This is a genomic window from Actinomadura geliboluensis, from assembly GCF_043197915.1.
GTDB lineage: Bacteria > Actinomycetota > Actinomycetes > Streptosporangiales > Streptosporangiaceae > Spirillospora > Spirillospora geliboluensis.
Window position 1 is genome coordinate 379,108 of the sequence record NZ_JBICUA010000006.1, and the last position, 17,062, is coordinate 396,169.

The 17,062-nt window shown below is 70.6% G+C and carries 18 protein-coding genes, 1 tRNA gene and 1 pseudogene; 10 read left to right on the forward strand and 10 right to left on the reverse strand.

All coding sequences use genetic code 11. The annotated features are described in order from the left end of the window. Positions 1-33: 33 nt before the first annotated feature. Positions 34-1,065: a hypothetical protein gene (locus tag ACGFI1_RS21840; protein WP_386874549.1), complete on the forward strand. Its 1,032-nt coding sequence runs from the start codon at positions 34-36 to the stop codon at positions 1,063-1,065. Between the two features lie 3 nt (positions 1,066-1,068). Here the strand turns inward: ACGFI1_RS21840 and ACGFI1_RS21845 are convergent, their stop codons facing one another. Further along, positions 1,069-1,800 (reverse strand): hypothetical protein, encoded by a 732-nt coding sequence (locus tag ACGFI1_RS21845; protein ID WP_392787350.1) that lies wholly within the window; start codon positions 1,798-1,800, stop codon positions 1,069-1,071. Between the two features lie 542 nt (positions 1,801-2,342). Between ACGFI1_RS21845 and ACGFI1_RS21850 the strand changes: the two genes are divergently transcribed. The 5 genes from ACGFI1_RS21850 (at position 2,343) to ACGFI1_RS21870 (ending at position 5,844) form a co-directional block, all read left to right on the forward strand. After that, positions 2,343-2,999, forward strand: a complete 657-nt coding sequence (locus ACGFI1_RS21850; protein ID WP_392787352.1) for a class F sortase — start codon at positions 2,343-2,345, stop codon at positions 2,997-2,999. A 1-nt stretch (position 3,000) separates the two neighbouring features. Next, the gene (locus ACGFI1_RS21855; protein ID WP_392787353.1) at positions 3,001-4,371 is read left to right on the forward strand and encodes a glycosyltransferase; all 1,371 of its coding nucleotides are present in this window, start codon (positions 3,001-3,003) and stop codon (positions 4,369-4,371) included. After that, on the forward strand, positions 4,372-4,536 hold the full coding sequence (locus ACGFI1_RS21860; protein ID WP_301173961.1) for a hypothetical protein: 165 nt from the start codon (positions 4,372-4,374) through the stop codon (positions 4,534-4,536). Between the two features lie 58 nt (positions 4,537-4,594). Further along, the gene (locus ACGFI1_RS21865; protein ID WP_392787355.1) at positions 4,595-5,167 is read left to right on the forward strand and encodes a cadmium resistance transporter; all 573 of its coding nucleotides are present in this window, start codon (positions 4,595-4,597) and stop codon (positions 5,165-5,167) included. 158 nt (positions 5,168-5,325) lie between these two features. Next, the gene (locus ACGFI1_RS21870; RefSeq protein WP_392787552.1) at positions 5,326-5,844 is read left to right on the forward strand and encodes a hypothetical protein; all 519 of its coding nucleotides are present in this window, start codon (positions 5,326-5,328) and stop codon (positions 5,842-5,844) included. Positions 5,845-5,907: 63 nt separating this feature from the next. Here the strand turns inward: ACGFI1_RS21870 and ACGFI1_RS21875 are convergent. Further along, positions 5,908-6,374 (reverse strand): annotated as a pseudogene (locus tag ACGFI1_RS21875) (hypothetical protein); the annotation flags it as partial. A 232-nt stretch (positions 6,375-6,606) separates the two neighbouring features. On the opposite strand from ACGFI1_RS21875, the gene ACGFI1_RS21880 reads away from it, so the two are divergent. From ACGFI1_RS21880 to ACGFI1_RS21890, 3 genes are all read left to right on the forward strand, one after another. After that, on the forward strand, positions 6,607-7,164 hold the full coding sequence (locus ACGFI1_RS21880; RefSeq protein WP_392787357.1) for a hypothetical protein: 558 nt from the start codon (positions 6,607-6,609) through the stop codon (positions 7,162-7,164). Positions 7,165-7,626: 462 nt separating this feature from the next. Next, positions 7,627-8,133 carry a class F sortase gene (locus ACGFI1_RS21885; protein ID WP_392787360.1) on the forward strand — a complete coding sequence of 169 codons (507 nt, stop codon included), beginning with the start codon at positions 7,627-7,629 and terminating at the stop codon, positions 8,131-8,133. Positions 8,134-8,165: 32 nt separating this feature from the next. Beyond that, on the forward strand, positions 8,166-8,681 hold the full coding sequence (locus ACGFI1_RS21890) for a hypothetical protein (RefSeq protein WP_392787362.1): 516 nt from the start codon (positions 8,166-8,168) through the stop codon (positions 8,679-8,681). Between the two features lie 121 nt (positions 8,682-8,802). On the opposite strand, the gene ACGFI1_RS21895 is transcribed toward ACGFI1_RS21890, so the two are convergent. Beyond that, positions 8,803-8,884, reverse strand: a tRNA-Tyr gene (locus ACGFI1_RS21895). Positions 8,885-8,997: 113 nt separating this feature from the next. Between ACGFI1_RS21895 and ACGFI1_RS21900 the strand changes: the two genes are divergently transcribed. Next, entirely contained in the window at positions 8,998-9,486 is a 489-nt protein-coding gene (locus ACGFI1_RS21900; RefSeq protein ID WP_138641835.1) for a YajQ family cyclic di-GMP-binding protein, read from the forward strand. Positions 9,487-9,584: 98 nt separating this feature from the next. Here the strand turns inward: ACGFI1_RS21900 and htpX are convergent, their stop codons facing one another. The 7 genes from htpX to ACGFI1_RS21935 form a co-directional block, all read right to left on the reverse strand. Further along, a complete protein-coding gene (gene htpX, locus ACGFI1_RS21905; RefSeq protein ID WP_301173963.1) occupies positions 9,585-10,439 on the reverse strand; it encodes a zinc metalloprotease HtpX in 855 nt (284 codons plus the stop codon). A gap of 65 nt (positions 10,440-10,504) precedes the next feature. Further along, the gene (locus ACGFI1_RS21910; protein ID WP_392732707.1) at positions 10,505-11,959 is read right to left on the reverse strand and encodes an NADH-quinone oxidoreductase subunit N; all 1,455 of its coding nucleotides are present in this window, start codon (positions 11,957-11,959) and stop codon (positions 10,505-10,507) included. After that, positions 11,959-13,452 (reverse strand): complex I subunit 4 family protein, encoded by a 1,494-nt coding sequence (locus ACGFI1_RS21915; protein ID WP_392787541.1) that lies wholly within the window; start codon positions 13,450-13,452, stop codon positions 11,959-11,961. Before ACGFI1_RS21915 ends, ACGFI1_RS21910 begins: the two co-directional genes overlap by 1 nt. 5 nt (positions 13,453-13,457) lie before the next feature. After that, the gene (locus ACGFI1_RS21920) at positions 13,458-15,467 is read right to left on the reverse strand and encodes an NADH-quinone oxidoreductase subunit 5 family protein (RefSeq protein ID WP_392787364.1); all 2,010 of its coding nucleotides are present in this window, start codon (positions 15,465-15,467) and stop codon (positions 13,458-13,460) included. Then, positions 15,464-15,844, reverse strand: a complete 381-nt coding sequence (gene nuoK / locus ACGFI1_RS21925) for an NADH-quinone oxidoreductase subunit NuoK (protein ID WP_392787366.1) — start codon at positions 15,842-15,844, stop codon at positions 15,464-15,466. Before nuoK ends, ACGFI1_RS21920 begins: the two co-directional genes overlap by 4 nt. After that, positions 15,844-16,434: an NADH-quinone oxidoreductase subunit J family protein gene (locus tag ACGFI1_RS21930; RefSeq protein WP_392787369.1), complete on the reverse strand. Its 591-nt coding sequence runs from the start codon at positions 16,432-16,434 to the stop codon at positions 15,844-15,846. The genes nuoK and ACGFI1_RS21930 overlap by 1 nt, the downstream gene beginning before the upstream one ends. After that, positions 16,431-16,991: a NuoI/complex I 23 kDa subunit family protein gene (locus ACGFI1_RS21935; protein WP_392787372.1), complete on the reverse strand. Its 561-nt coding sequence runs from the start codon at positions 16,989-16,991 to the stop codon at positions 16,431-16,433. The genes ACGFI1_RS21930 and ACGFI1_RS21935 overlap by 4 nt, the downstream gene beginning before the upstream one ends. Between the last annotated feature and the right edge of the window lie 71 nt (positions 16,992-17,062).

The following is a 17,062-nucleotide window of genomic DNA, read 5'->3' on the forward strand; positions in this document are numbered from 1 at the left end:
TGCGCCCCGCCCGCTGTGCGAAGGTGATCAACCATGCCGCTACAGCACGCCGTCGAGGAGGCCGTCCGGGCGGCCATCGCCGAGGACCGCTCCTTCGGCGACCTCCTGCCCTCCCTCATGGACGCGTCCCGGACCGCGTCCCCCGCCGAGATGACCGCCGCGCTGCCCCGCCTCGCCGAGGGCATCGCGCAGGCCCCGCCGAACCTCGGCGGCTGGCTCGCCGTGATCTCCGGCGCCTGGATCGAGAACGGCGCCGACCCCGCGCCCGTCGGACCCGCGCTCGTCCAGCGGATCACCGAGGTCACCGCCGCCGCGCTGGCGTTCGGCAACGCCTGGACGGAGGCCACCGGCGGCGAACCGCCGCCCGACATGCAGGAGGAGCAGCCGTCCCAGCGGGCGGTCGACACGGTCGGCCCCGTCCTCGGGGACGGCGCGGTCGTCACGATGATGGCGTGGTTCGCGCTGCCGCAGTACGCGATGGCGGGCTGCACCCTCCTGCAGATGGCACCGGGCCTGCGGGCGTCCCTCGGCGACCGCGACCTCCACCTCCGCGCCGCCGGGGAGGCGTCCCGGTACCTCGGGCAGATGGAGCACTACCAGGCGCTGCTGCGCGTCCTGGACGGCGAGCGCCTCCTCGTCCTCGACCGGGCGAGCCGCCAGGGCTGGACGGTCACGATCGGCGGCATCGGCGACAACTTCCAGCTGCACATGCTGCTCGGCGGGGCCCTCATCGGCCGTCCCGGCGGGCTGACCGGCGAGCGGCCCGCGCCGGAGATCCTCGCGTGCTTCCTGAACGCCGACGCCCCGCCCGGACCGCCGATCGTGTCCAGCCCGTGGAACCTCGTCGACGCGCACGGCGAATGGATCTGGAACGAGGGCGTGCCCGCCGACATCCCCGCCGTCAACGGCACCCGCGTCGTCGTGATCGACCCGCCGTCCTACAACCGGACGTTCCCCGCCGGGCGGCGCTTCCCGCTGATGCCGGCCACGCTCCGCGTCGACGGGATGCACCTGCCGGAGGACCTCGGCGCCTGGTGGCCGAACATCAAGCCGGCGACGCGCTGACCGCTAGAAGCGCACCAGGACGGCGGTGGCGTCGTCGTACCGCTTGCCCCTGGGCTTCGTGCCCGCCGCCTCCGCGGCCCTGGTGCGCCGGACGAGCTCCCTCGGGCCCTCCTCGTCCAGCAGCCGGAGCAGCTCGTCCCACCCCATCAGGCCGAACCGCTCGACCAGCCGGGACGCGCCGTCGCTCAGCACCGCCGCCCGCCGCAGGCCGTCCACCGGCACGTCGCCGGTCAGCCCCTCGTACGCGGCCTCCGGCTTGGTGCTCGCCACCCAGAACCCGCCGGGGCTGTTGCGCGACCTGCGCACGCCTTCGAGGGTGTAGCTCGGCAGATGGTCGACCCGGTCGTCCCGGAAGACCATGATCTCGCCGACGTCCACCACGATCGGGGAGTCGGCGAGGACGAACCACTCCACGGCCGCGCCGCGGCGGCGCAGCAGCGACACCGTCGCCGACGGGCTGTCCGGGTTCTGCAGGTCGCACGTCCCCGTGTGCGCCTCCCCCGTCACCTTGATCGCCTCCGCGACCAGGTCGGGCAGCGGCTTGCCGTCCTCCAGCGCCAGCAGCGCCGCGATCCCGCCGCCCAGCCGGCGCACCAGCCACGCCGGATCGTGCCGGCACCCGCTGTCCACCCCCTGCGGCGCCGTCGCCCCGTCCAGCAGCACCACCCAGCCGGGCCCGGCCGCCACGAAATCCTCGTTCGGCCGCCCCGGCGTCGCCTCACTCACATAACTCACCTGCACGAATGCAGGTCTACCCGGTGAAGCGGCCGGCCGGGGACCGGTAGACCAAACCCGCAACCCCGGCCCGCCGCCCCACCGCTCTCCGGTATCGGACGGGCGCGCGCGCCGCCGGCTGACATGGTCCACCGGACGCCCCACGTTTCGGACACCATTGCGGACCATTCATGCAGGTCAACCACCTGGGGAGATCGTTTTTCGGTCGCAAAGAAGGCCACTTCCGGTCATCGATTCGTGTATCCGCGCCGTCCGGCAGCCGCGCCGGAGCCGCCCCGCCAAACAAAGCAGACATCTCAGACATGCTGACGTTTGCCCAGCTCACCGCCGTGATCACGACGACCGCACGGCCCTGATGGTCCATACGCGATGGGCCGGTCACGGCGCTCCGGGAGAACCAGCCGCCTCCACCGTCCCATGCCTCTCATCTGCGGCTTTACCCGTCCAACATCCCAAATGTTCACCGCGAGGCATTACGGTTCCACCCGTCGCCGCCGCGCGCGGTGACGACATCGGGGTCCAAGGGGCGAGGAGCGGGGTCTGTGGAACGTCATGGTCGGCGCGCGCGTGCGCTGACGGCCCTCGCCATCGGGCTGACGGGCCTGGTCACGGCCACCTTCCTCGCCGTGCAGGCGTTCCAGGGCCACACGGCGACGGCCGCGCCGCCCATGCCGGCGCCCGACGCGTCCACCGCGCCCGGCACGGCCGTCCCCACCACGACCCCCGCACTGCCCCGCTCGGCGCCGGTCCGCCTCGAAGTGCCGCGGATCGACGTCCGCACACCGCTGATGACCCTCGCCAAGAACGCCGACCAGACCGTCGAGACCCCACCGCTGAGCCGCGCCCAAGTGGCCGGCTGGTACCGGCTCGGCCCCGCGCCCGGGAGCCGCGGCGCCGCGGTGCTCATCGGCCATGTCGACACGGCCACCGGCCCCGCCGTCTTCTACCGGCTCGGCGACCTGCGCCCCGGCGACACCGCCCGGGTGCTCCGTGAAGACGGCCGCACCGCCGTGTTCCGGATCGACTCCGTCGAACGCGTCGGCAAGGACGACTTCCCCACCCGGCGCGTCTACAGCGACCCCGGCTACGCGGCGATCCGCCTGATCACCTGCGGTGGACGGTTCGACCGGGGCAGCGGCCACTACGTCGACAACGTCATCGCCTACGGCCACCTCCTGCGTTCCGAGGCGGCGCGCTGACATGCCCGCGACCTTCGACCCCGCGGCCTTCACCGGCTCCGACTGCAACACGACCATCCCCGACCGCGCTGGACGCCACCGGCTGCCCCGCCACGGAACCGTTCGACCGCCCACCACGCCCCGGCGGCTCCTGGGCTCCCCGCTGGAAACCCTGCCCGACCGCGCGGCGCCCCCGATCGTCCCGCCGCTGCGCACCACCGCGGCCCCGCCACGCCACCGCCCTGCGGCCCCACCACCGGCACCGCCCGTCCAGCAACGCCAGAAGCCCCGCCCGAGCCCCACCGGCAAGGACGGCAAACGCGACCTACCGCGCATCCCCGCAGCGGCGATGCGCGTGACAGTGCTGATCCCGGCCCACAACGAGGCCAAGCAGATCACCGAGACGATCGCGTCGCTGCGCCGCCAGGAACGCCCGCCGGACCACATCATCGTGATCGCCGACAACTGCACCGACGCCACCGCCGCGTTCGCGCAGCTCTGCGGCGTCGAGATCGTCGGCACGCGCGGCAACAAGCACAAGAAGGCCGGCGCGCTGAACCAGGTCCTGGACCAGCTGCTCCCGATCTTCGGCCCGGAAGACGCCATCATGGTCATGGACGCCGACTCGGCCCTCGACCCCGGCTTCATCCGGCACGGCATCGACTACCTGGCCGACGGCCGCTACGCCGCCGTCGGCGGCACGTTCACCGGCAAGCCCGGCGGCGGCGCGGTCGGCATGTTCCAGCGCAACGAGTACGCCCGCTACGCGCGCGACGTCCGGCGCCTCCAGGGCAAGGCCCTCGTCCTGACCGGCACTGCGACCATCTTCCGCGCCACGACCCTCCAGGAAGTGGTCGCGGCCCGCCGCTCCGAACGCCTCCCCGGCCTGCCCCACGTCTACGACGTCCGGGTCCTGACCGAGGACAACGAACTGACCCTGGCGATCCTCCACCTGGGCTTCCGCATCCTGTGCCCGCCGGAATGCACCCTCACCACCGAGGTCATGCCCACCTGGCGCGAACTGGCCCAGCAGCGCCTCCGCTGGAAGCGCGGCGCCCTGGAGAACCTCCTCGACTACGGCTGGACGCCCATCACCCGCCCGTACTGGGGACGCCAGCTCCTCTCCCTGATCGGCATCCTGGTGATCACCGCCTACCTCTCCTCGCTCGCCTACTCGGCGATCTGGCTGGGCGGCATCCAGATAAGCCCGATCTGGGCCGGCGTCACCGTGATCTTCATGGTGGAGCGCGTGGTCACCGTCCGGCAGCGCGGCAAGGTCCAGATGGCCCTCGCCGGCACCATCGTCGTCGAAATGATCTTCGACGTCTTCCTCCAGATCGTCCAGGCCCGTGCCTTCTGGCAGGCCGCCTGGCGCAAAGAAAGGAAATGGTAGATGTACAACACACCCCCCATCGGCGGCGTGGCCGCGGGTTTCGGCGGGGCCGCCGCGGCCTCCCCGTGGCTCGGCGTGCAGGCCCTCTGGATCGGCCTGGCCCTGTTCACCCTGGTCTCCGCCGGCCTCGCCGTGAAGCGGATCCTCCCCGCCCGCAAGGGCTGACCCCTGGAAGGCCGGGGCCCCGCCCCCCGGCCTTCCCTCGACCGACTAGATTCCCGCCGTGAACGGGATCACGGGCACCATCCTCAGCGCCTGCGGCATGTTCGCCGGCACGAACGTGGACGACCTGATCGTCCTGACGATCCTCTTCCCGGCCGCCCACGCGACCGGCCGTCCGTGGCACATCTGGGCAGGCCAGTACATAGGCATCGCGGCCCTCATCGTCATCTCGGTAACAGCCGCACTCGGCCTGACGATCGTCCCCGACGAGCATGTCAACCTCCTCGGCCTGATCCCCATAGCCCTGGGCATCCGAGCCCTGATCACGGCCTTCCGCTCCCCTTCGGACGCCGCACCCCCAATGGCCTCGGGCCCAATCTCCATCGCCGCCCTGACAATCGCCAACGGTGCCGACAACATCGCGGTCTACACCCCGGTCTTCCGCACCATCGGCCCCGCCTCCACCCTCATAACCATCACCGTCTTCGCCCTAGGCGTCGCCCTCTGGTGCTGGACGGCCTCCCGCCTCGCCTCCCACAAAAAACTGATCGCCCTGCTCGACCGCTACGGCCACTGGCTGGTCCCTGCCGTCTTCATCACCATCGGCGCTTTGATCCTCGCCAGCACCCTCTAGCCACACCGAACTCAACGCTTGCGCAAGCCTCTGCCCAGGCTCCGACTGATCCCGCCCCTCTACTCGCCAGCAAGAGGATGACCAGTCACCTCCAACTCGCGCTGAACCACCCGCCAACCTGCCCCCCGCCTGGACGTACTTGGCTTCTACCGGGTGGCATGATCGGTGTCGTGTTGGTCATCCAACGGGTTCGCATCGTCTGGACCGGACGGGGCAGAGGCGCGGCTGAGGCGACCGTACGCGGCCGACTCCCCAAGGCATTCCCGCTCCCCGACAGTGACGGCAGCGGGGAAGTACTTGTCCACGAGGTCTGGATGGAAGAGGCCGATGGGTACGTCCCGTCCGAAGAACTCCACACCCACAGCAATCTCTCTGGAGTGGACTGGCTCAGCCTGAAACGCGAACCGAGCGGCGCGATACGAATTGAGCGCAGTCCGGTTTGGGCCTCCTACCCTGTGACCAGACGGATGCTCCACCTGGGAACCCTCTCTCCTGGCCAAAGCGCGCGGTACCGGGCCAACTTCCGGCTCTCTGGCTATTCAATGACCTGGACCTATTACGACTGGACAGTCAGCATTGCCCACGAAGCGCCTCAGAGCACGATGTTCCTCAATCGCCGACACAACTTCGAACGCGACGACAGGGTCTCCCTCTACGGCAAGCCTGCCCGCCGGTGAACTTCTGCCCCTAGCAGGATCAGAGCCGTCCAAGCCCGCCCCCACAAGTCCCCTGACCAGTTCCGCGATGCCGACAAGGGCCAGGAAGTGCTCGGCCTTGCGCTCATAGCGGCGGTGCAGCCGACGACAGCGGTTCATCCACGACACCGTGCACTCGACCACCTACCGGTGCCGACCGAGCATGTCTTGGGTGTTGGCCGCTGAGACTCCGACGAAGATGGGCAAACCGGCACGGGCGGTGAGCACGTGGATCTCCGACCCGGGCTTGCCGCAGTCGACACACTTCGGGCCTGTCAGTTGTCCCTCTGCCAGCGCGGCCGCTGACCTAGTCGATCGCGCACCGCGACCAGTCCAACTCACCGGCCACGCCGAAATCGTCCGCCAGGACCCGGTGCAACTTGGGCCCGCACCCGCGCCGCGCTCCACTCGGCGAACCCGCAGCGCACCGTCTGCCACGACGGCGCGGAAGAGACGACCCGCTGGAACAACTCCCACAACTCGTCCGGCACCAGCCGTTCCTCAAGGCTCAGCGCGCCTGGCCAACAATTCATCACCAATCAAGACACGACCTTAGAAGCTGCCCAAATCACCACATAGGAGACATTCTCAGTTCAATTGGAGCACCAAAGACGCAGCCGTTGCCCCACATGATCCGCTTTGCAGATCCGAGAACATCCTTGCCGGACGTTTCGCAATGCCCGCCGATCACTATTCCCATTATTTGCAACCAGAGTTGCATGTGCCGTGTCCTATCAGGGCAGCGTGATCAAGAAAAGCGATGCCGGACACGTCCGGCAAACGCGGAGAGATCACTTGTTCGAAGGAGAACGGATGAGGAGAAGTGCGCGTACCGGATTGGCGGTCGCGGTGGCCGGGGCGGCGGGCGGCCTGACCATGCTGGGCGGCGCTGCCGCCGCCCAGGCGGCGATCACCGCCACATCGCCAGAAGGGCCGCCCGCCGCCGGCGACATCTGCCGTTACGAGGTCACCGCGCGGCACGGGCTCAGGGTTCACGAGACGCCGCGAGGCAAGGTGATCCCCCCGGCACTGAAGTTCCGCACGCGCGTCGACGCGGACTGCAAGGCGAGCCACGGCGGCTGGGTCGAACTGCACGGAGGTGTGCCGGTGTCCCAGCGCCACGGCTGGGTCTTCGCGAAGTACCTGAAGCGGATCAAGCCCGCTGGCGGAGTCTCCGCCGGCGGCGGCGGCACTTCCGTGGCGGCGAACTCGGCACTGGGCGGTGTCGGCATCGGCGTGCTCGCCCTCGGCGCGGGCGCCGCGATCTCCGCGCGACGCCGCCAGGTGAAGAACGTCGCCTGAGCTGCGGAGCGAACTGTTCGGCGGTCGGTCGCCCCACCCAGGGCGGCGACCGACCGCCGTCCCCTTCCGACCGCCGACCTGAGCAATAACATGCCGAATTCGAGATGAACAAATTTCGACCTTTCGCCAATGAGCATGAACACGAGAATGTGGCGCTATCGACTCAGGGGGGTTATTACTTTGAGGGAGAGATGGAGATGAGAACGTGCACCGGCACGGTGCCCGGGCCGACGGGGGCCGGGAGCGGACTGATCGCCGCGTCACGCCGGGCGGCGGGTCCGCTGCAGCGCAATGGGTCTCGGCTAGCCCATGAGTGAAGCTAGACGACGACGCGGCCTATCGGTCCGTCTGCAGTACTGGCTGGCCGGCGTGATCACCTTGGCGGGCGTCGCCCTATGTGTCGTCGGGTTTCGGCTGAACGCCCCAGACGCACCACCGCAACCACCCCAGTCGGTCGCGGAGATGCCCAAGGACTCGGCACCGAACCAGGTGCAGGCGCTTCCCGCGTCCATCCCGACACAGATCAAGATTCCGTCCATCAAGGTCGACGCACCGGTCGTCCCGGTTGACGTCCAGCGGGACGGGACGCTCGGGGTACCACCGCTGAGCCGCGTCGACCAGGTCGGCTGGTACAGGTCCGGGCCAACGCCGGGCGAGAACGGCCGCAGCGTCCTGGTCGGCCATGTCGACTCCAAGAAGGAGCCGGGTGTCTTCTACAAACTGGGCGCGCTGCGCCAGGGACGCCTGATCGAGGTCGTCCGCAAGGACGGCACGACAGCGGCCTTCCACGTCGACGGCGTCAAGCGTGTCCCCAAGGACAAGTTCCCGACCGAGAGCGTCTACGGGGACGAAGGGAAACCGGAACTGCGTGTGGTCACCTGCGGCGGCAACTTCGACCGCAAGCGAGGACACTACGAGGACAACGTCATCGTCTACGCGTCCTTGATCCCCGGCCGCGCTGCGTCCTGAAGAAGCGGTGGACCTGCGGTGTGAGGCCCGGGGTGAGCCTGCCTGATGACGGCTGGGGTGAGATGCGGCTGACGCACGCCGAACCGCGTAGCGGCTCCCGGTGGACCGACAGCGGCAAGCCCCGAGACAGGCAGCCCCTCAAGCATCGCGCGCCCGGTGAGACCCGGCCCGTGCCGATCCATCCGGAGCTCGTCACGCTGCTGCGCCACCACATCAAGGAGTTCAACATCCCGGCCGGGGGCCGGCTGTTCGTCGGGCCGCGCGGCGGGATCATGACTGACCGGACGTACCTCGGGGCCTGGCACAAGGCGAGGGCGGCGGCGCTCAGCGAGCGTGAGGCAGCCTCGCCGCTGGCCAAGACTCCGTACGACCTCCGGCACGCGGCCGTGTCGACGTGGCTCGGCGCGGGTGTCCCTCCGGCTCAGGTCGCCGAGTGGGCGGGGCATAGCGTCGCCGTCCTGCTGCGCGTCTACGCCAAGTGCGTGGCCGGGCAGGAGGAGGACGCCAAGCGCCGAATCAGCGAAGCGACCAGGCCAAAGACGCCTTAGAACTTCGGCACGTATTCGGCACAGACGGCCGTAGGAGACCGTTGACGATCAGAGACAGCCGGACACGACGAGAACAGCCCCTGACCGTGTTTGTGCTGGTCAGGGGCTGTTTCTGCTGGTGTGGCGGGTCCAGGATTCGAACCTGGGTAGGCTAAGCCGACGGATTTACAGTCCGCTCCCATTGGCCACTCGGGCAACCCGCCGTGGTGTCGTTGAAAGAATAGCGGACCGCGGGAGTGGGTGTGACATCGAGGCGGGGTGGGGAGTCGATACGCTCTGTGGATCGGGAAGTTGCTGCTGAGGGGATGTGTGGGCCGTGGCCGACTCCAGCTTTGACATCGTCAGCAAGCTCGACCGGCAGGAGGTCGACAACGCGTTGAACCAGGCCGCCAAGGAGGTGGCCAACCGGTTCGACTTCAGGAACGTGGACGCGGGGATCAAGTGGTCGGGTGAGTCGATCGAGATCCAGGCGAACACCGAGGAGCGGGCCAACGCGGTGCTGGACGTGCTGAAGGACAAGCTCGTGAAGCGGGGGATCTCGCTGAAGTCGATCGACGCCGGTGAGCCGAAGCCTTCGGGGAAGGTGCACAAGCTGAGCGTGGGGCTCAAGGAGGGCATCGCGCAGGACGAGGCGAAGAAGATCGGGAAGATCATCCGGGATGAGGGGCCGAAGGGTGTGAAGGCCCAGGTCCAAGGGGACGAGCTGCGGGTCAGCGCGAAGAAGAAGGACGACCTGCAGCAGGTCATCGCGCTGCTCAAGGGCAAGGACCTCGAGGTGGCGCTGCAGTTCGTCAACTACCGGTAGTCGCTTGAGGAGCGCGTCGGCCCCATCCCCCGCAGAAAGGGGCCGGCGCGCTCTCGTGTGTTATGACGCGGCGGCGGCCGGGATGGTTCGGGCGGATTTCAGCGGGGGCCGGCCATGCGCTCCAGGCGGGCGATCCGGTCGGCGGTGGGCGGGTGGGTGGAGAAGAGCCTGCCGATGCCGGCGCCGGTGAAGGGGTTGGCGATCATCAGGGAGCTGGTGGTGGCGAGCTCGGGGTCCTGGGGCAGCGGCATCGCGCGGGTGCCGGCGTCGATCTTGCGGAGGGCGGACGCGAGGGCGAGCGGGTCGCCGGTGAGGCGGGCGCCGGCGGCGTCGGCGGAGTACTCGCGGGTGCGGGAGATCGCCATCTGGACGACGGCGGCGGCGACCGGGCCGAGGACGAGCATCAGGAGGGCGCCGAGGATGCCGGGGCCGTCGTCGTCGTCGGCGCGGCCGATCGGCAGGAAGATCGCCAGGTGGGACAGGTAGGTGATCACGGTGGCGATCGCGGCGGCGACCGAGGAGATCAGGATGTCGCGGTTGTAGACGTGGGAGAGCTCGTGGCCGAGGACGGCGCGCAGTTCCCGTTCGTCGAGGATGTGGAGGATGCCGCGGGTGCAGCAGACGGCGGCGTTGCGCGGGTTGCGGCCGGTGGCGAAGGCGTTGGGCTGGCGGGTCTCGGAGATGTAGAGCCGCGGCATCGGCTGGCGGGCGGCGGTGGAGAGTTCCCGGACGAGCCGGTAGAGGGTCGGGGCCTCGACTTCGCCGACCGGGTGGGCGCGCATGGAGCGCAGCGCGATGCGGTCGCTGAAGAAGTACGCGATGCCGTTGGTGCCGAGGGCGATCACCAGCGCGATCGTCAGCCCGGTGGCGCCGCCGAACGTCCATCCGGCGACGAGCATCAGGGCGGACAGCGCGGCGATCAGTGCTGCCGTCTTGACGCCGTTGTGGTGCACTTCCGTTGCCTCCCCGTCGACTCCGGCATGAACATCAACGGTTTGACCTGGGTGAACGTTCCCGGTCAGACGGCCTGCAGGACGAGTTGCGGCGCGATCGACAGCACGATCGCCCCGGCGGCGGTCGCGGTGATCGCGGCGCGGACCGGCAGGCCGGGTCCCGTGTCCTGGTGCTGCCCGGGAAGGGGCGGGCTGAACAGGCGGACGGCCCAGGCCAGGTAGTAGTACAGCCCGATGACCGTGTTGATCGCCATGATGACGGCGAGCCAGGTGACGCCGCCGGCGACGGTGGCGCGGAAGACGACGACCTTGGCGAACAGGCCCATCACGCCGGGCGGGAGGCCGGCGAGGCAGATCAGGAAGAAGGCGAGGGCGGTGGCGGCGGCGGGGCTGCGGCGGGCGAGGCCGCGGTAGTCGTCGAGGGTGCGGCGCCGGTGGTGGCCGATCACGACGGCGAACGCGCCGAGGTTCATCACGGCGTAGAGGGCGACGTAGGCGACGGTGGCGGCGGTGGCCTCGGCGAGGCGGTGCGAGCCGACGGCGAGGGGCGCGAGCATGTAGCCGGACTGGGCGACCGATGACCAGGCGAGGAGGCGGATCGGGGTGCGCTGGCGTAGGGCCAGGAGGTTGCCCACGGTCATGGTGAGGGCTGCTAGGACGGCGAGGATCGGGCCCCAGACGTGTCCGTAGGCGGGCAGGCCTAGGGCGAGGACGATCACGAGCCCGGCGAAGCCGGCGGCCTTCGAGACGACGGACAGGAACGCGGCGACGGGGAGCGGGGCGCCCTGGTAGACGTCCGGCGCCCAGAAGTGGAACGGGACGGCGGCGACCTTGAACGCGAACCCGGCGAGGACGAGGACGGAGCCGACCGAGGCGACCGGGTCCAGGTCGGAGGGGAGGTCGGCGAGGGCGGGCGCGATGCGGTCCAGGTGCATGGCGCCGGTCGCGCCGTAGACGAGGCTGATCCCGAACAGCATGACCGCGGTGGAGATGACGGAGATCAGGAACAGTTTCAGCGCCGCCTCGGACGCCGTCCCGTCGTAGCGGCGGAGGGCGGTCAGCGCGAAGACGGGGAGGGTGAGGGTCTCCAGCGCGACCAGGAGGAGGACGAGGTCGCGGGCGGCGACGAGCGCGAGGGCGCCGATGACGGCGGCGAGCAGGAGGAAGTGGTACTCGCCGACCGGCATGCGGGAGTCGGTGATCTCCTGGAGGGAGAGCAGGACGACGATCGCGGCGGCGGCGAGGACGATCCCCTGGAACAGCAGCGTGAAGTCGTCGGCGACGTAGGAGCAGGACGGCGGGCCGCCGGAGCGCAGGCCGTCCGGCAGGCAGAACGTGGCGCGGCGGTCGCCGGACGCCAGGACGATCACGGCGATCAGGGCGGCGACGAGGGAGCCGCCGGACAGCAGGGAGAGCGCGCGGCGGGGCGCGTCGAACGCGTCGGCGAGCAGCAGGCCGAGCGCGGCGGCGGCGAGGATCAGCGGCGGCGCGATCGCCGCGTAGTCGATGCCCTGGATCATCAGCCGCCTCCGAACAGCGCGCGGACGGGTCCGGTGGTCACGTCCAGCAGGGTCTTCGGCCACAGGCCGATGAGCAGCGTGAGCGCGATCAGCGGGACCCAGGCCGCGTACTCCTGCATGGAGACGGCGGCGATCGGCGCCTCCGCCGGGCGGGAGACGGGGCCGTGGGTCAGCTTGGCGAGCATCCGCAGGAAGTAGGCGGCGGTGAGGACGGTGCCGAGCGCGGCGACGGCCATGAACGTCACGAACGTCTCGCGGGGCAGGTCGGCGTGCGGCCGGTACGCGCCGATCAGCGCGAGGACCTCGCCCCAGAACCCGGCGAGCCCCGGCAGCCCGAGGGACGCGACGGACGCGAAGGTCAGGATGGAGGCCAGCCGGGGCGAGGTGCCGAGCATGCCGCCGCCGATCGAGGCCATGTCGGTGGTGCCCCAGCGCTCCTTGACCGAGCCGGCGAGGAAGAACAGCAGGCCGGTGATCAGGCCGTGCGCGATGTTGCCGAACAGCGCCGCGTTGATCCCGACGGGGGTGAGGGTCGCGATGCCGAGCAGGACGAACCCCATGTGCCCGACGGACGAGTAGGCGATCATCCGTTTGAGGTCGCGCTGGGCGAGGCAGGCGAGCGCGCCGTAGATGATCCCGATGACGGCGAGGAGGCCGAGCCAGGGCGCCCAGAACGCGGCCCCGTCCGGGGCGAGCGGCAGCGCGACGCGGACCAGCCCGTAGGTGCCCATCTTGAGCAGGACCCCGGCCAGCAGGACGGACCCGACGGTCGGCGCCTCGGTGTGCGCGTCCGGCAGCCAGGTGTGCAGCGGCCACATCGGCGCCTTGACGGCGAACCCGAGGCCCATCAGCGCGAACGCCGTGATCTGCAGGCCGCGCGCCAGCCCGGCCCCGTGCCGGTCGGCGAGCGCGGTCATGTCGAGCGTGCCCGCCTCGGCGCCGACGAGCAGCATCCCGGCGAGGAGGAGCCCGGAGCCGAGCAGGGTGTAGAGGATGAACTTGGTGGCGGCGGCGCGGCGTCCCGGCCCGCCCCACAGCATGATCACCACGTACATCGGGACCAGGACGGTCTCGAAGAACACGAAGAACAGCACGAGGTCGAGGGCGGTGAACGTGCCGAGCATCCCGATCTCGAGGACGAGCAGGAGCGCGGTCAGCAGCCGGATCCGGTCGCCCGCCGGCGGGTGCCGCAGCGTGTAGAGGAAGCACAGGAACGTCAGCAGCGCGGTGAGGACGACCAGCGGCAGCGAGATGCCGTCCACGCCGAGGTGGAAGCGCAGGCCGATCGCGGGCGACCAGGACCGGTCGACCTCCAGCTGCATGCGGTGCGTGGCGCCGAAGTCGAACGCGGTCAGCGCGGAGACGGCGACGAGCAGCGTCGCGCCGGACACCGCCGTCCCGAACGCGCGGACGGCGAAGTCGGTGCGCAGGAACTTGTCCGCCGGGACGAGCAGCGCCAGCGCCCCGCACAGCGGGATCGCCATCATCAGCACGAAGATCAAAGAAAGATCACCACCCCGGCCACGATGACGACGACGCCGGCGAGCAGGCCGGTGAGGTAGGTCTGCGGGTTGCCGTTCTGCGGGACGCGGAGGACACCGGCGAGGCGCCGCGCGCCGTGGGCGGTGCCGATGACGGCGGCGTCCACGCCGCGCCGGTCGAACGCGACGACGTACCGGGCCAGGGCCCGCACGGGACGGACGATCGCCACGGCGTACAGCTCGTCCACGAAGAAGGCCCGCGCGAAGACGGGACGCACCGGGCCAAGCGCGCGCGCAGGGTCCAAGGCGGGGTCACGGTTCCACAGGAGGAAGGCGGCTCCCGCCCCAAGGACCACCAACACGGCGCTGAGCAACGACGCTCCTAGGTGGGGACGGAGCTCTGCCGCACCGAGCCCGAAGAATCCGAGGATCGCGGCAGGGACGGCCAGGGCGGCGACCGTCCACGACATGAAGCGCGACGGGTCACGGGGCTCGTAGGTACCGCGCTGCTCGCCGAAGAACGTCATCAGCCAGGTGCGCATCGCGTAGGCGGCGGTCAGAACGACGGTCAGCAGCAGCCCCAGGTACACCAGCCACGCCGCCCCGCCCGGCAGGGTCACCACGCTCGCCGCCAGGGGCCCGGCCGGTGCCTGGATCTTCGCCACCAGCGCCTCGCAGACATGTGAGGCGGCGGCGCACTTCGGCGGGCTCGCGATCTCCGGAGGCGGCGCGTAGTCGACCCAGCCCGCCGCATGGACGGACACCCCCTGCTCCGGCAGGGATCCGCCGTGCGTGGCCGAGTGCTGGGCCGCCTCGATGATCGAGTCCTTGCTGAACCATCCGCTGAACGGCGGGACGCCCGCGAGCGCGGCCAGCCCCACCGTCATCGACCAGAACGTGACGGGCATGGCGCGCCACAGCCCGCCGTAGTGCGCGAGCAGGTTCGACCCGGCGGTGACGATGACGCATCCGGCGGCGAGGAACAGCAGCGCCTTGAACGCGCCGTGCGTGAGCAGGTGGAAGACCGCGGCGGTCTTCGCGCCGACCGCGAGCCCGGCGGCCATCACGGCGAGCTGGCTGATCGTCGAGTACGCCAGGACGCGTTTCAGGTCGTCCTGCGCGAGGGCCGCGCACGCCGCGCCGACCATGGAGACCACCGCGATGACGGCCAGCACCGTGCGGGCGCCCGGGGTCAGCAGGAACACGCCGTACAGCCGGGCGACGACGTAGACGCCCGCCGCGACCATCGTCGCCGCGTGGATCAGCGCGCTGATCGGCGTCGGGCCGGCCATCGCGTCCGGCAGCCAGGTGTGCAGCGGGAACTGCGCGCTCTTGCCCGCGACGCCGGCGAGCAGCAGCAGCGCCGCGGCGGTGACCGTCGAGGACGGCAGGTCGCCCGCCCGCGCGAGGATCCCGGAGATCTCGAACGTCCCGGCGCCGACGCCGAGGACGATCACGCCGATCAGGAAGCCGACGTCGCCGAGCCGCGTGACCAGGAACGCCTTCACGGCCGCCCGCGAGTTCGCCCGCTCCTCCCAGTGGTGCCCGATCAGGAAGTACGAGCAGATGCCCATGACCTCCCAGCCCGCGTACAGGACGAGCAGGTCGCCCGCGTACACGACCAGGAGCATGGCGGAGGTGAACAGCGAGATGAACGCCGCGTAGGACGAGTACCGGCGGTCGCCCTTCATGTACGCGACCGAGTACACCTGGACGGCGGCGGCGACGCAGCACACCATGAGCCCGACCACGGCGGACAGGCCGTCCACCTGCAACCCGATCCGGATCGGCACGGAGCCCGTGTCGACCAGCGCGAGCGTGCCCGTCCGCTCGCCCGGGTCGCGCCACACGGCGAACGCGACGACCGCCGACAGGACGAGCGACACCGCGACCGGCGCGCAGGCGAGCACGCCGGGGCCGCCGCCCGGCACGCCGCGCAGCACCCGGGTGAGGGACGGCCCGAACAGCATCCCGGCGAACGCGGCGAGGAACGGCAGCAGCGCCGTCAGGGAGGCCAGCCAGATCATCGCGCGTCGACCGCCTCGGTATCGGACTCCGGCCCGGCGGCGGGACGCGGGTCGTCCTCGCCGTCCTCGCCGTCCTCGGCCAGCGTGCGCAGCCGGTCGACGTCGACCATCTTCCGGTTCCGGTACACCAGCAGGACGATCGCCAGCCCGAGCCCGACCTCCGCCGCCGCGATCACGATGGTGAACAGCGTGAGGACCTGGCCGCCGTGCAGCCGGTCCCGGTACCAGACGTCGAACGTGACGAGGTTGAGGTTCACCGCGTTCAGCATCAGCTCGACCGACATCAGGACGAGGATCGCGTTGCTGCGGGCGAGCACCCCGTACACGCCGACGGAGAACAGCAGCGCGGCGACGACCGTCGGGTAGGCGAGATGCATCAGGCGTCCTCCCCCGAGTCTGGGTTCGGGTTCGGGTTCGGGTTCGAGGTCGAGGTCGGGTCCGGGTTCGGCTCCGCGCCGGGGGCGGGCGGGCCGATGTCGGAGCGCGACAGGACGATCGAGCCGACCAGCGAGGCCAGCAGCAGCACCGACAGCACCTCGAACGGGAGCACCCACGTCCGGAACACGGCGGCGCCCAACTCCTCGGCCGACCCGCCGCCCGCGCGCAGCGGCATCCGCGCGTCCCGGAAGCCGAGGACGACCACGGTGACCAGGACGGCGGCCGTGCCGGCGGCGACGGCCAGCGCCGCCCACCGGTTCCCGGAGTCCAGGTCGGCGGACTCCCCGATCGGCGCCCGCGTCAGCATGATCCCGAACAGCAGCAGCACGACGATCGCGCCGACGTAGATCAGCACCTGCACCCAGGCGACGAACTCCGCGGTCAGCACGAGGTAGCCGCCCGCGAGCGCGCCGAACGACACCACCAGCCACAGCGCCGCGTGGACGAGCTGCCGCGTCGTCACGACCAGCACCGCCGACCCGACCGCGACCACGCCGAGCAGCGTGAACACGATCTCCTGGCCGCTCACCGCGCCACCCCAGGGCCCGACCCCGGCGGCCGGCGGGCGGCCCGCGCCGCCGCCTTCTCCGCCGCGGCGACCTCCTTGGGCGGCTCCGCCGCCGGATCGTGGGCCTGCGGCGGCGGGACGGTCCACATCCACTCGCGCAGCCGCTCCTTCTCGTGCGTCAGCTCCGCGATGTCGTACTCGGCGTACTCGAACTCCGGCGACCAGAACAGCGCGTCGAACGGGCACACCTCGATGCAGATCCCGCAGTACATGCACAGCGCGAAGTCGATCGCGAACCGGTCGAGGACGTTGCGGGTGCGGGGGCGCCCGCCGCCCTCGGCCGGGAGGGTCTCCTTGTGGGAGTCGATGTAGATGCACCAGTCGGGGCATTCGCGGGCGCACAGCATGCAGACGGTGCAGTTCTCCTCGAACAGGGCGATGACGCCCCTGCTGCGCGGCGGCAACTCCGGTTGCACTTCGGGGTATTGACGCGTTATGGACCGCCGCGTCATCGTCCGCAACGTGACCGCCAGCCCCTTGGCCAGCCCGCCTCCTGGTAGCCGTCCCACGCGCCCCATGATTGCGCACGATGGGCTCGGGGGGAACGCGATGGGCGCGGCGTTCGTCCTACCAGGAGTAGGACGCGTGG

What these genes read in the sequence shown, in the direction of transcription:
- ACGFI1_RS21840 (WP_386874549.1), top strand. Translation starts at nt 34, where the DNA reads ATGCCGCTACAGCACGCCGTCGAGGAGGCCGTCCGGGCGGCCATCGCC.
- ACGFI1_RS21855 (WP_392787353.1), top strand. Translation starts at nt 3,001, where the DNA reads ATGCCCGCGACCTTCGACCCCGCGGCCTTCACCGGCTCCGACTGCAAC.
- ACGFI1_RS21860 (WP_301173961.1), top strand. Translation starts at nt 4,372, where the DNA reads ATGTACAACACACCCCCCATCGGCGGCGTGGCCGCGGGTTTCGGCGGG.
- ACGFI1_RS21870 (WP_392787552.1), top strand. Translation starts at nt 5,326, where the DNA reads ATGATCGGTGTCGTGTTGGTCATCCAACGGGTTCGCATCGTCTGGACC.
- ACGFI1_RS21885 (WP_392787360.1), top strand. Translation starts at nt 7,627, where the DNA reads ATGCCCAAGGACTCGGCACCGAACCAGGTGCAGGCGCTTCCCGCGTCC.
- ACGFI1_RS21910 (WP_392732707.1), bottom strand. Translation starts at nt 11,959, where the DNA reads ATGATCCAGGGCATCGACTACGCGGCGATCGCGCCGCCGCTGATCCTC.
- ACGFI1_RS21920 (WP_392787364.1), bottom strand. Translation starts at nt 15,467, where the DNA reads ATGATCTGGCTGGCCTCCCTGACGGCGCTGCTGCCGTTCCTCGCCGCG.
- nuoK (WP_392787366.1), bottom strand. Translation starts at nt 15,844, where the DNA reads ATGCATCTCGCCTACCCGACGGTCGTCGCCGCGCTGCTGTTCTCCGTC.
- ACGFI1_RS21935 (WP_392787372.1), bottom strand. Translation starts at nt 16,991, where the DNA reads ATGGGGCGCGTGGGACGGCTACCAGGAGGCGGGCTGGCCAAGGGGCTG.